The organism is Vibrio sp. L85 (assembly GCF_963871815.1).
GTDB lineage: Bacteria > Pseudomonadota > Gammaproteobacteria > Enterobacterales > Vibrionaceae > Vibrio > Vibrio harveyi.
On record NZ_CAWMYL010000168.1, the window covers coordinates 202,793 to 215,955 of the forward strand.

Annotated in this window: 9 protein-coding genes; 2 read left to right on the plus strand and 7 right to left on the minus strand. The window is 45.3% G+C overall.

Translation table 11 applies throughout. The features are described 5' to 3' along the window. Positions 1-48: 48 nt before the first annotated feature. From AACR11_RS17070 to AACR11_RS17100, 7 genes are all read right to left on the minus strand, one after another. Positions 49-1,413, minus strand: a complete 1,365-nt coding sequence (locus AACR11_RS17070) for a CmpA/NrtA family ABC transporter substrate-binding protein (RefSeq protein ID WP_079324934.1) — start codon at positions 1,411-1,413, stop codon at positions 49-51. A 265-nt stretch (positions 1,414-1,678) separates the two neighbouring features. Continuing rightward, complete coding sequence (locus tag AACR11_RS17075) at positions 1,679-2,260, minus strand: ANTAR domain-containing response regulator (protein WP_005450084.1); 582 nt, start codon at positions 2,258-2,260, stop codon at positions 1,679-1,681. Positions 2,261-2,334: 74 nt separating this feature from the next. Further along, complete coding sequence (locus tag AACR11_RS17080; RefSeq protein WP_029790738.1) at positions 2,335-3,252, minus strand: dienelactone hydrolase family protein; 918 nt, start codon at positions 3,250-3,252, stop codon at positions 2,335-2,337. Between the two features lie 258 nt (positions 3,253-3,510). Continuing rightward, positions 3,511-4,464 carry a glycosyl transferase family protein gene (locus AACR11_RS17085; protein ID WP_029790737.1) on the minus strand — a complete coding sequence of 318 codons (954 nt, stop codon included), beginning with the start codon at positions 4,462-4,464 and terminating at the stop codon, positions 3,511-3,513. Further along, entirely contained in the window at positions 4,461-5,366 is a 906-nt protein-coding gene (cobA, locus tag AACR11_RS17090) for a uroporphyrinogen-III C-methyltransferase (protein WP_029790736.1), read from the minus strand. The genes AACR11_RS17085 and cobA overlap by 4 nt, the downstream gene beginning before the upstream one ends. A gap of 20 nt (positions 5,367-5,386) precedes the next feature. After that, positions 5,387-8,050 carry a nitrate reductase gene (locus AACR11_RS17095; RefSeq protein ID WP_029790735.1) on the minus strand — a complete coding sequence of 888 codons (2,664 nt, stop codon included), beginning with the start codon at positions 8,048-8,050 and terminating at the stop codon, positions 5,387-5,389. 291 nt (positions 8,051-8,341) lie between these two features. Beyond that, positions 8,342-8,776 carry a GNAT family N-acetyltransferase gene (locus AACR11_RS17100; RefSeq protein ID WP_029790734.1) on the minus strand — a complete coding sequence of 145 codons (435 nt, stop codon included), beginning with the start codon at positions 8,774-8,776 and terminating at the stop codon, positions 8,342-8,344. 454 nt (positions 8,777-9,230) lie between these two features. Between AACR11_RS17100 and AACR11_RS17105 the strand changes: the two genes are divergently transcribed. After that, complete coding sequence (locus tag AACR11_RS17105) at positions 9,231-11,447, plus strand: EAL domain-containing protein (protein ID WP_050934905.1); 2,217 nt, start codon at positions 9,231-9,233, stop codon at positions 11,445-11,447. Between the two features lie 220 nt (positions 11,448-11,667). Next, on the plus strand, positions 11,668-12,924 hold the full coding sequence (locus AACR11_RS17110) for an aromatic amino acid transport family protein (protein WP_029790733.1): 1,257 nt from the start codon (positions 11,668-11,670) through the stop codon (positions 12,922-12,924). Positions 12,925-13,163 lie beyond the last annotated feature (239 nt).

Consider the following 13,163-nt stretch of genomic DNA (forward strand, 5'->3'; position numbering starts at 1 on the left):
CTTGTTGCCACAAGCGAATTCCCTCGCCTGTGGCGTTTATCGTTATGGTTAAACCTTGTCTTTTCCTTTAAGCCCGATAGAAAACTTCTCTAGATATTTATTTGGCTCGCGACCGTCATAAACGATGTTGTCGATAAAGTGTGTTTGTGGCGCACGGAAACCATCTTCAGCACTAAAATCTGGGAAGTCTTTTTTGCTCAACACACCATCTTCAATCAGTGCTTGAGCCGCTTGTTGGTAAATGTCCGGACGGTAAACCTCTTTTGCGACATCCATGTACCAATCATCGGATTTCTCGCTTGAGATTTGCCCCCAGCGACGCATTTGGGTCAGATACCAAATCGCATCACTGTAATACGGATACGTGGCGTTATGACGGAAGAACACGTTGAAGTCTGGCACGTCTCGTTTGTCGCCTTTCTCGTATTCAAATGTGCCCGTCATTGAGTTGGCGATAACTTCGGCATCCGCTCCAACGTATTCGCTTTTTGATAGCATCTTCACTGCTTCTTGGCGGTTGGCATTGTCGTTTTCATCCAACCAATGTGCAGCTCGAATCAAGGCTTTCACTACGCGAATGTGCGTGTTTGGATACTTCTCAGCCCAAGCTTTAGAAACACCAAACACTTTCTCTGGGTTGTTCTTCCAGATCTCGTAATCGGTCACGACTGGCGTACCAATACCTTTAAATACGGCTTGCTGGTTCCATGGTTCGCCTACGCAGTACCCTTTGATCGTGCCCGCTTCCATTGTTGCTGGCATTTGTGGTGGCGGTGTAACACTCAAAAGAACGTCAGCATCCAACTGACCACTGTTATCGCCTGAGTCTGGTGCATAAAAACCTGGGTGAACCCCACCTGCCGCTAGCCAGTATCGCAACTCATAGTTGTGCGTCGATACAGGGAACACCATGCCCATGTTGAACGGTTTGCCTTTATCCAGATAGCTGTCGACCACAGGCTTCAGTGCATCTGCTTTGATTGGGTGAACAGGTTTGCCATCTGGTTGTTTTGGAATGTATTGCTTCATCTGCTCCCAAGTATCATTGGAAACCGTGATTGCGTTGCCGTTCAAATCCATACTGAACGCGGTAATCACTTCTGCTTTTGTACCGACACCAATCGTCGCGCCCAATGGCTGACCAGCAAGCATGTGCGCGCCAGCAAGCTCACCATCGATGACTCGGTCTAATAGCACCTTCCAGTTTGCTTGCGCTTCTAAAGTGACGTACAAGCCTTCGTCTTCAAAAAAGCCTTTCTCATAAGCAACCGCCAGCGGTGCCATATCGGTTAACTTAATAAAACCAAACTTCAGGTCTTCAATTTCTGGCTCACCCAACTCTGCCTTTACGCTGACCGTGGTGAATACCGATAACGAAATTGCTGACACTTTCAGCATCGAACTCCATTTCATTGGTTTGCTCCCATAAAAAAAGCGCCACTACTCCGAAGAGCAGTAGCGCCGTTGCTAAGTCTACAATTACCGCCGTTGATAATTGAGATAAGCGATTCAACAATAAACCCAATTCTACTAATCCAATTACTGTGCCAACTTATTTTTCACAGTAAATACAATGAATTAGTTTATTCTACCGTTTCTTATTCCCTGTTATTGCTTGCTGATAGTGCAACACGCACCACGTTAGAAAACGCACCCTAACCCCAAAGTGGTAGGACAACTAATCCAACACTTCCAAAGTAGTTATCAAATTCTTGGCAACTTGTGCGAGCGTTTGGCTGGATTGCATAGCTGAATTTCTTAGCGCTTTATAAGCCTGTTCTTCATCAACACTGTGCATCTTCATCAGCAGACCTTTGGCTTTTTCCACCAGCTTGCGCTCTTCAATCTTGTGGGTCAGCGATGCAATTTCCGATTGCATACTTTCGAATTTCGCTCTCACTAATGTCGCATGTTCAATCCAAGGCTGAAGCGCAAACTCACTATCGTGCGGCATGAGCACATAGTCCATTTTTTCTGATAAACGATTGATATCATTGGATGATAATTGCTTTAAGACAATAAGAAGTGGTGCCGATTTTCTGCGGCAGAAATCGACAATTAAACGCAGTTCTGCGGTTGGTTGCTGCCATCCAACCACAACGCTTGCTGACGGCTCTCGCTGCATAAGCGTTTCTAGCTGTGCCAATTGGCAACCGATGATGTCGTCGTAATCTTTGCTCAATAAGCTCGATAATCGAGCCTGCTCTTGGAGGCTATCACAGCATACTATGATGGGTGTTTTTGACGTTGATTGAGTCATGCACATTCCTTGTTTATATCTCACTCACTAAGAGAGACATAACAAGGAATGTGCCAACTAAACTTGAAGCGTTATTAACTGGAAGCGAGATGTTGTTGGAAGAATCCTAGTGTGCGTTCCCAAGCGAGCGCCGCTTCTTCTGGCGCATAGCGGGCTGTTGAGTCGTTATGGAAACCGTGATTGACGTTCTCATACATTAGCGCTTGATACTGTGCGTCGGTTGCGATCAATTGCTGTTCATAAGCAGGCCATGTGTCGTTAACACGCTTATCGAGCCCTGCAAAGTGAATCATCAACGGCCCTTTGACTTGCTTTTGGATCTCTTGCGCCGCAGGTGTTCCATAGAAAGGCACACCTGCATCAAGCTCTTCTGGCATTACCGCTGCAAGCATATTGACGATGTATCCACCGAAGCAAAACCCGACCGCCCCCAACCTACCGTTGCCACCCTCGTATTGTTTGAGGAAGTTAGCGGCTGCAATAAAGTCTTGTTCGATCTTGGCTCTGTCCATCTCTTTCTGCATGGCGCGACCCTCATCATCATTCCCCGGGTAGCCACCAAGTGGGTATAGCGCATCTGGAGCAAAAGCAATAAAACCGTCTTTGGCGAGTCGTCTTGCGACATCTTTGATATAAGGGTTCAATCCGCGATTTTCATGAATCACCAACACGGTCGGAGATTTTAAGGTCTTCTTCTGTGGCATCACCAAATAACCACGCCCTTCTCCATGCCCATTTGGAGATGGAAAGGTTTCGTAAGTTGCTTTGATGTCAGGATCGTTAAACGAAACTTGTTCTGCGAGTGCGTAATTCGGGGTTAGCGCATCGACCAGTGCCGTCATGCTAAAACCCAGCACTGCGAGCCCACCGAGTCGATTGAGGAACTCGCGGCGTGAGATCTTTCCGTGTGCGTATTCATCGTACCAATCGAAGGCTTCTTGCGGGATAGGATGAGAAGCCTTTTTAGTGGGAGTGGTATGCTTTAGAACCATTATCCATGTCCTCTGTGTCTTACCATATGGGAATTTCTAATTCTCAAAAGCGAAGCAAAGAATGAGCGCAATTGAGGTCAAAACTGCAGTTTCACCTCTCTGATACGGAACAAGGTGGTGAAACACATCACTGGTGAGCTAGGATCTTTAACCTTCTTCAAACAATAGATAATGGATTCAGATTCAACAACTTTGCGTTGTTTGTTTTGAGTGGATTTGTCTAAAACCAATACTTTGGTTTAGCCAATCAACTCAAAATTACTCGTAATGACAGTACGTCTGCCAATAACTAAAGGCACGTTCAAAGGCTTTTTCTCGATCATGCATTTGTGCAAACAAGACCACTGTCATCGTAGCGAGAACCGTATTTGCCATTTGGTTCATGTCATCTTCTGACGTCCCAAATGGGCAGTTCACAGGCATTGGCACCTCAGATAGCATTTGCTCCGTCCAGTAATGCGATGTCACACCGCTTGTTTGGCTTAACCACACTGTTTGGCTTACTTTCGGGTTGTATTCTGACTCACCCGATTGTCCTTTGAATGACACAACGGCATGAGCGGTTTGACCAATCTCGTATTCGACTTCAGCATGAAGTTGTTGGAATCCCGGATGGAAGCTACCACGAATACCAACCGTCGCCTGCCCCGGATTCAGTGCTCGAACCACGGTATTAATCGGCGTTCTAAGCCCATAGCGATTCTTCCAACCGATCATGGTTTCTGCTTGAGCCGCAAACGCACTCAGCGGCAGATACACAATGTTTTGTGTTTCTAACACACGCTTTGCGTCTTCTGCTGATTCCGCTTTCGTAATAGCAAATTTGTCGAGGTAATCTTCTGAGTGTAAACGTCCAGATTGACGATCGTGATAGCCGTGCATCAGCACTTTATGACCATTATCGGCAAGGATCTTCGCTGCCAACAGGTGCCAAGGTTGACCTGCCGCTTCACGTTTACCTGCATAACATGGCCAGTCGATGTCTGCACCAATAGCAGGCATGCGGGATTGGAATGCTTTCACAAAGCCAGCGATTTCTTGTTGAGTCTCGTTCTGTACACGGATCAGCATCAATAACATCGCCATCTGATCGTCGTCGCACTCACCGTTTAGGTATTCATCCATAACTCGAAACGCTTGGTCAAAGCTCAGTGGTTTTCTGCCACGCTCGCCACGACCGACTGTTCTGATACATTCCAAAATGCTGCTCATATTCCCTCGTATTCCGTCACTGACTGTACGGTTTCTATTAGTTGTTCGCGCAGTTTGACAACTTCTCCCATCACAATCAATGCTGGGCTCACGCCTTTAAGTGTAATCGATAAATCATTGAGCTGATTGAGTTGTGTAGCGTGCACTTGTTGTTGAGGGCTGCAACCATGAGTGATTATCGCGACTGGGAAATCTTCTCTCAAACCAGAGCCTATTAAACCCGTTTGTATTTGCGTTGCTTTTTCTAACCCCATATAGAAAACTAACGTTTGTCCGCTTTGCATCAGTTGGCTCCACGCTTCAAATGCGCCTGTTAACACTTGCCCTGTAACAAAGGTAACGCTGCGAGCAACGCCACGATGAGTCAGCGGAATCAAGCTGTTTGCTGAACATCCAATCGCAGCAGTAATACCGGGGATGACTTCGTACGCGATTGAGTGTTTGACGAGCGCTAACGCCTCTTCGCCTCCACGACCAAATACAAAAGGATCTCCCCCTTTTAAGCGTACAACTCGCTTTCCTTGTTGAGCGAGCGATACCATCAAATCACAGATTTCTTCCTGACCAATACTTGGTTGTCCGCATCGTTTGCCCACGTAAATCCAATCGGCTTGTGGCGAAGCCAACTCCAAAATATCTTTGTTAACCAAACGGTCGTACAGCAGCACCTCTGCCGACATAATCGCTTTCACTGCCTTCACCGTTAATAAGTCAGGATCGTGCGGCCCTGCTCCAACAATCGAGACAAAACCTTTGTGGTTCGCATCTAGATCTACTGAATGGTCTTCTAAAAGTTGGTTCAGTTTGCTTGCTTGGTCATGCTTAGAAAAGCGAGACGAACGTTCTTGTTTCTGACTCGCTTGTCCTTTCTTAAACCAAGACTTTTGATAAGGCGCTTCCATGTGCTTATCCTCTTTGTGACTTACTTTATTTGAATAGCCAGACTTTGCTGGTTCGCTTGCTGCTTGCCCTTTTGATGCTGATGGCTGTCGACCATTTGTTTGATTTGAGAGACGCACGAGCCACAGTTAGTACCGCATTTGAGTTTGTTTTGAAGTTGGGTCACTGACGTGCAGTCTTGTTTCTCCATCGCGTCATGTATTTGTTTATCGGTGACGCGGAAACAACTACAGACCAGTTTGGCACTGCTCTGCGATTGAGCGATGGTAAGCAGTTGCGATAGCTCCATAGGTTTGCCAATCAAGCCGGTAAAGTTGGTGTAGTCGGTTTGAATTGGTTCACTAGACACCACCAAAACAGAGCGAATGATACGAACGTCTCCAACAAGGTCGTAATCCACCGCTAGCCAACCCTGGGCAATATCTATCGTAATCCTGCGGCTCTTTTCCGTTCGACAAAAACTCTGCTTCTTTGGTCGCTTATCGTGTGCAAAGCGCCAAATGCCCAAATTGCTTTCTGCTTGAAACGCGCTGTAGAGAAATTTACCGGAATCAAACTGTGTACCGATGAACATACCGTAGGTTTTTACCGCCGTATCTTGCACTTCAACATAAGATGACTTAAACGCAGGTTGCCCAGAAATAGGGTCTTTTGCGCTGTTTACTATTGCGTTAACACCGCTTTCACCGCCATATCGTCCCGCCCAGTGCATTGACATAAACAGCTCTTGAAAACCTAAACCTTCATCAATGGCAACTTTGGCATAAATACTGGTGTTTGAAGTGGGCTGGAACAGCTTGGTGAGTTGTCCTGCTTTTAAGCGACTTTGAGTAGCAGAGAGTGTGTTCATGTACACGGTTGGTTCTAATTCAGAGGCGGCAAGGTGTGCGATATGCCCTGTGCGCGTCATGGTATGCCATTGATCGCGTTGTCTGCCCGTATTTAGCCACCAGTCTTTTGTTCTCTCTAAACGTTGAGGCAATTCGCTGGTCACGACAAAACGCGCTTTTCCATCTGGGTGTGAATAGACGCCATCAGAAAAAGGGCGTACTCCTCCCCATTGAGTAGGCTTCCAAGCTTCGTATTCTTGCTCGGTTAAGTTCGCGTGTTGAGAAAGATCTAGCTTCAATGGCGAATCTGCATTCATGCCTGTCATCGCCGCATACTCCCTGAATACCGCATGTTCTGAGGTAAATGCAAAACCATTCTTGGTCTTCTTTAGTTCACACAAAGCTTGCCCAACTTGGTTTATCGCCCACCAATCCGATTTTGCTTCACCGGGAGGTGTTTGAAACTGACGCTGCCTTGAAAGTCGACGCTCAGAGTTGGTCACCATGCCTTGCTTTTCCCCCCACCCAGCGGCGGGCAACAACAGGTTCGCGTAATGCGCTACATCCGAATCCGCTGTGATATCTGAAACAATCACAAATGGACAAATCTCTAGCGCACGTTTTACCAATTGGTTATCTGGTAAAGAGACAACGGGATTGGTTGCCATGATCCAAAGAACTTTAATCTCACCACGTTCTACCGCCTCAAACAGCTCGACGGCTTTTAATCCAGGCTGAGTGGCAATCTCTGGTGAATCCCAAAACGCCTGCACTTGCTTGATAGAGTCTGCGTCAAAAGCGCGATGAACCGCTAATTGATTTGCCAATCCACCGACTTCTCGTCCGCCCATCGCATTCGGCTGACCTGTAATAGAAAACGGTCCGCAACCAGCTTTCCCAATCTTACCTGTCGCCAAGTGTGCATTAATAATGGCATTGCCTTTATCGACACCATTTTCAGCTTGGTTAACCCCTTGGCAAAACAGCGTGATTGCGGTTGGGCTTTGTGCGAACCATTGGAAGAATGTCGTGAGTTTTTCTTCTGATATACCAATGGAAGACGAGAGATTAGTGACATCGTAACGCAAATCAGAAACTTCTTCTGCAAGCGCCTCAAACCCGTCGGTATAGGAGTTTATGTATTGAGAATCAATGTATTGCTGCTCAATAAGAAACTTAAGCAGCCCATTGAAGAGTGACACATCACCATCGTTTTTAATCGGTAGATGCAAATCCGCTTGCTGCGCGGTGACCGTTTCACGAGGGTCAATCACCACCAATTTTAAATTTTGATTCTTCTCTCTCGCTTGTTGGATTCGGCGGAACAACACAGGATGTGTCCATGCGGTATTGGCACCGCATATGATCAATAGTTCGGTATTATTAATGTCATCGTAATTGACGGGAACGACATCTTCACCAAATGCTCGTACATGAGCCGCAACCGCCGAAGACATACACAAACGCGAGTTAGTATCAATATTCGCGCTGCCGACGTAACCTTTCATCAATTTGTTGGCGATATAGTAGTCCTCTGTCAGCAACTGACCAGAAACGTACATCGCGACCGAATCAGGTCCAAACTCCGCCTTTGCTTGGTGGATCTTTTCTGCAATCAGATCTGTCGCCTGTTGCCATTGCACTTCCTTACCCTGAGGTCGCTCCTGACTTACAAATTTCGGATACAACAACCGTGACGGCATATTTAAACTTTCTGCCAATGCCACACCCTTTACGCACAATGAACCCGCATTCGCCGGATGACACGCATCCCCAACAATTCCTTTAGCATTAACCTCAACACCACATCCAACACCACAATAGGGACAAGTGGTTTTCTTGTATCCTTGCGACATTCCGCCCCCTGATTCTTTCCTTAGAATGACGAGCTACAAGCGAAAAAAAAACCTCTCCCGAAACGAGAGAGGCTGCATTGCCTATAAAAGCTCAAAAAAGTAATACCCTATCCGCTTAACCGCCTGCTAAGGGAAAGCGGCGCATCGAGTTAACGATGAACACAATCTAATCTGCAATCCCAATGCCAACTATGAATACCATTCATTTTCAATAACTTATAATGATCCGTTTTCTCTTTATATTTGGTTGTGCACTGATTAGGTGCGGATTTGTTTCACAGAAGTGCAGCACTAGCGAGCGAGTTGCATCACCAAGCGCGGTTCTTGATCGCCAAAATAGTTATCCTCTTCCGCGACCACAACAAAGCCAAGCGATGAGTACAGTCTGAAGGCAGGTATATTGTCAGGATCAACGGTTAGCTTCACTACTGAGCCTGTTTCAACTTTACTTAGCACCTTATCCACTAGCAAACGCGCAACCCCCTTGCCTCTGTGTGTTGCATCTACCGCTAATGACAGAATCCATTGCGTGTTTTGTTCATCACTTGTCGCCATCAGCACATAACCAGCTATTTGCCCTTTTTCTTTGGCCACCAACAAACCTTGAGACCAACAATCAAATGCTTGTCGAAAGAAAAATTGAGGGTAAGCGTGATGACCAAATAACTTGTGCTCCAGTGTATATAGAGCTGCTAAATCATTTTTATCTGCTGAGGTGATCTGCATTGGCAATGTTTCCTTATAAAACTCTCCGAGTGAATATAGTTGCAAAGCGCGATAAAACCTAACGATTTCATGCAGTTCACATTGATATACCCAAGTGACTTCAAGATGCAGGGTTCAGAGCGTTATCATCAAGTTGGGTGACGCAGAAATCAACTCAATGACATGCTCCCGAAGGGCGAGTCTCCTTGGGTATACTTCCTTTTGCTTTGGTCAGACCAATTCTTGATGATGAGAGCCAGTTTTAACTAATGGAACGTCATACCAGTTTTTATTTGATTGTTGGTCGTTTTTTGTTGAATAATCGCCGCTCTTATATACAAAAATAATAATAACGAGACGAAAGCAGTCGTCCTTATTGAGCAATCAGGCTCATTAGCAAGCGAGTCATTACGAAAATGTACCGCTAGCGTTTACGTCAGCGCTTCAATTAAGTTGTCATAATTAGAGTTGAATAATGTCGATGTCTGGATTCGAGCAAATCAACCCTTTGCTCGATTATAAAAATAAAAAGTGGTGGCAGTTTTTAGGCATTCAAACCCTAATTTTTTGCGCGATACAAGTCAGTTATAGCCTGTCTAATTTCTATGTTATCTCGCAAGATCGTGTCCATGTACTCTCTTTCACAGCCGCTTTTGTCGTTGCTGTGACCTTAAGATACAGTTGGCGAGTATTGCCGACCATTGTCGCGAGCCTGCTATTTTACTATACCGTTTTCTCCCAGCGTCCTTGGGAGATGGCGCTATTATTTGCCTTCTTTTTGCCCACCCTGCCATTACTATTTTGCCAACTTTATCGCGCTGCATTGAAGCGTGTACTGGCTTACAACTTCACACTAAAGTTAGGTTACTTCGCCATTTTAATCGGCATTCTTTACCCAATAGCGAACACCGTACTTTTGCTTCTGATCAGTACACTGCTTGGAGGAGCGCCAGATTTTTCTTTTGAGTTTATCGCCTATTCAGTTTTGAGCGCGATTTTAACGCAAATGGTACTAACCCCTTTATTAAGCCTAGGACTGAGCTACGTGTTAGATGGTGATAATGCGCCCTATTTAAAGCTCGACCGCGCCATGATGGACGCCCATTCCAGTCCTTTGCATTTCAGACTATGGCTGATGATTTGTGCGCTTTTCCTTGTGGCGGCTATATCAACGACTAACCCACTAACACTCAACACCTTGAGTTTAATTTTGCTTTGTCTGGTAGGCATGGCGTTAGGCAAGTTTGGCTTGGTACGACCAATGTTGGTAGGCGCCGCCACTTTATTGATTTGTATCGAAAGCATCATAAAACGCTTCAACGCGGATATTCTCTCTAGAGAGCAAGTTTACGCCATGCTTTTGGTGTTGTTTGTTCTCACCATGCTTACGTTTATGCTTGGCGCTCACACGATTAAAAACTACGTCACCACACGCAATGCCATTCGTAAAGAGCGTATCGACAGCTTCACGGGGTTGTACAATCTCGCGCAACTTAAAGACGATGTCGCAAAGCACACGAATGCTACTTTGATTTACATAGACCTTGAGCCTACGTTGTCGAAGCTAAGTGGTCTAGGGCATCATGGTAGAGCGCAATTAATGAAACAGCTCAGTCAATATCTCGCATCAAATACTGAGCACTTACAGCGCGCCTACCTGCCTCCTTTTGCGAGTGGTTTACTCTGCATCGCGCCCCGCTTACCAAACATGGAAAAAGAGCTCGATACTCTGATTAGCCTACTAGATAGCTTCTATTTTTACTTCGACGACAAAGCTATTAGTCTCGTAAAACGAACGATTCAGTGCGCTTCAATCTTTGGCAATAGTAACCTTGATCCACTTATCTCTAAACTGTGTGAGCAACAAGCTCATCAGCAAAGCTGTGTGAGTTGGGTAACCCACAACCACCAGCAATCTAACACACTCAATCAACTCAGCTTTATCCAACAGTGCTTTCGTGAGAATCAGTTTGAGCTCTATTGTCAGCCGTATCGCGCCCTGACGCTAACACCTCAAGCCGCGCATTTCGAAATCCTTCTGAGGTTAAAGCCAAGCCAAGGTGAGCTCATGTCACCTGCTGAGTTCTTCCCGTTGATCAATGAGTTTGGACTCGAATTAGAATTAGATCAGTGGGTTATTGAACACACGTTCAGCGCACTAAAGGCGCAAGTGGAAGATTGGAATCTTGTTGGACGCTGTGCCATCAACTTGACCGCTAAGGCACTCAATTATGAAGGGATGGCGGAAGACATACAGGCAGAAGCTAGGTTGCATCATATACCAATGGATAAACTGTGCTTTGAGATAACCGAGTCGGATGCGCTGCGCAATGAACCCATCGCTATTCACAATCTCGACCTTCTTCGCGCATCGGGGTCGACCATCGCATTGGACGACTTTGGTACCGGATACGCCAGTTTTGACTATTTACGTCGCCTCCCACTGGATGTGCTCAAAGTTGATGGCTCTTTTGTAAAAAATATCGTTGATAGTGAAAACGACCGAATTATCGTTCAAGCCATCAGCCAAGTTGCCACCAGCATGAAATTAGTAACCGTTGCCGAATTTGTGGAGTCACAAGCACATATTGACACCCTAGAGTCGCTAAATATTCAGTTTGCTCAAGGGTTTGGTGTTGCTAAGCCACTTCCCTTACATGACTACCTTACAAAGTTATCGAACAAAGCTTAACCACAACATCTAAAACCAAAAAATCGTTAAATTTCACGATATAGTTTCAGTTGTAATATGTAAAACTGAAACTATATATCGCTTTTTGCAAATTTTCATGGTTCGATAATTTACACCACTGCCTTTTCACCAGCATGATTCACCACTCCACCAATGTGATAACAATCACTAAAACATATAACATCCGCACGATTATTATTTTTATAAAGGCGAGTTTTAAGTGAAAGAATCTCGAGAAACGTTAAATTTTAGTGAATTAAACACAACAAATAATTGGACAAAACATGATACTCACTGGGTATTAAGCTTGTTTGGTACTGCCGTGGGTGCAGGCATTCTATTTCTTCCTATTAACCTAGGCATCGGTGGTTTCTGGCCCTTAGTTGTTATGGCGATCCTCGCTTATCCAATGACTTACTTAGCGCACCGAGGTCTTGCTCGCTTTGTGCTGTCATCCAAAATCAAAAATGCAGACTTTACAGATGTTGTAGAAGAGCACTTCGGAGCGAAAGCTGGTCGTTCGATTTCGCTGCTGTATTTTCTTTCTATCTTCCCGATTCTACTTATCTATGGCGTAGGTATTACCAACACCGTTGACAGCTTTATGGTCAACCAAGCGGGTATGGAGCCACTGCCACGTGCCCTACTATCTGGCGTATTAGTATTCAGTTTGATTGCTATCATGATGGCGGGTGAAAAAGTGATGCTACGTGCGTTCGCTATCATGGTTTACCCGTTGGTTGCGATTCTGGCGTTTCTTTCATTTTATCTAATGCCAAACTGGAGCATGCCAGTGATGGATGCACCAGAAATGTCATCTTTCGCAAGCACAATGTGGCTGGCGATTCCAGTCGTCATCTTCTCATTTAGCCACGCTGCGGCGATCTCAAGTTTTGCGAATGTACAACGCCGACACTATGAAGAAGGTGCCGATGTAAAATCAGAGCTGATCTTGCGCCGCACAAGCATTATGCTGATCGCATTTGTGCTGCTTTTTGTCTTCTCATGCGTGCTTGCTCTTTCCCCGGAGCAATTGGCAGAAGCAAAAGCACAAAACGTATCGGTATTGTCTTACTTAGCTAACGCAACAGAAAACCCATTCATTGCAACTTTGGGGCCACTTGTCGCCTTCGTTGCCATTACTTCTTCATTCCTTGGTCACTTCCTTGGCGCGCGCGAAAGCCTGAATGGTTTGATCACTAAGCATTCTGATATGCCAAAACGACGTGTTGAACACATCAGTGTAGTCGTACTGTTTGTGTCTATTTGGATTGCAGCAATCATGAACCCAAGCATACTAGGCATGATGGAAGCTCTATCAGGTCCAGTCATTGCCATGATCTTATTTATTATGCCGATGTTAGCGGTATATAAAGTGAAAGGGCTGCAGAAGTATCGTGGGAAAGCATCTACATACTTTGTACTAATGACTGGTATTGTTGCAGTAAGTGCGTTGGTTTTTAGCTTGTTGAGTTAAGAAAAGAGATTTAGGTGAGGTTTTCAGGGGAATACCTTATTTTTTATTAAGGTAATTCCCTGAATTTTGCTATGGTTTTCTTATCAGTGATGATTCGTTACTGTCTCATTGAATGAGAGTGAAAACACCTGCGATCATCAGTACTGAAGCAATACAAGTACGACCGATAATACCGAAGCGAGAAGGTTGAATCATTTCGTTGTGCATAGGCAATCTCCTTTTTGATGGGAACAGCCAGT

What these genes read in the sequence shown, in the direction of transcription:
- AACR11_RS17075 (WP_005450084.1), bottom strand. Translation starts at nt 2,260, where the DNA reads ATGACTCAATCAACGTCAAAAACACCCATCATAGTATGCTGTGATAGC.
- AACR11_RS17080 (WP_029790738.1), bottom strand. Translation starts at nt 3,252, where the DNA reads ATGGTTCTAAAGCATACCACTCCCACTAAAAAGGCTTCTCATCCTATC.
- AACR11_RS17095 (WP_029790735.1), bottom strand. Translation starts at nt 8,050, where the DNA reads ATGTCGCAAGGATACAAGAAAACCACTTGTCCCTATTGTGGTGTTGGA.
- cobA (WP_029790736.1), bottom strand. Translation starts at nt 5,366, where the DNA reads ATGGAAGCGCCTTATCAAAAGTCTTGGTTTAAGAAAGGACAAGCGAGT.
- AACR11_RS17070 (WP_079324934.1), bottom strand. Translation starts at nt 1,413, where the DNA reads ATGAAATGGAGTTCGATGCTGAAAGTGTCAGCAATTTCGTTATCGGTA.
- AACR11_RS17105 (WP_050934905.1), top strand. Translation starts at nt 9,231, where the DNA reads ATGTCGATGTCTGGATTCGAGCAAATCAACCCTTTGCTCGATTATAAA.
- AACR11_RS17100 (WP_029790734.1), bottom strand. Translation starts at nt 8,776, where the DNA reads ATGCAGATCACCTCAGCAGATAAAAATGATTTAGCAGCTCTATATACA.
- AACR11_RS17085 (WP_029790737.1), bottom strand. Translation starts at nt 4,464, where the DNA reads ATGAGCAGCATTTTGGAATGTATCAGAACAGTCGGTCGTGGCGAGCGT.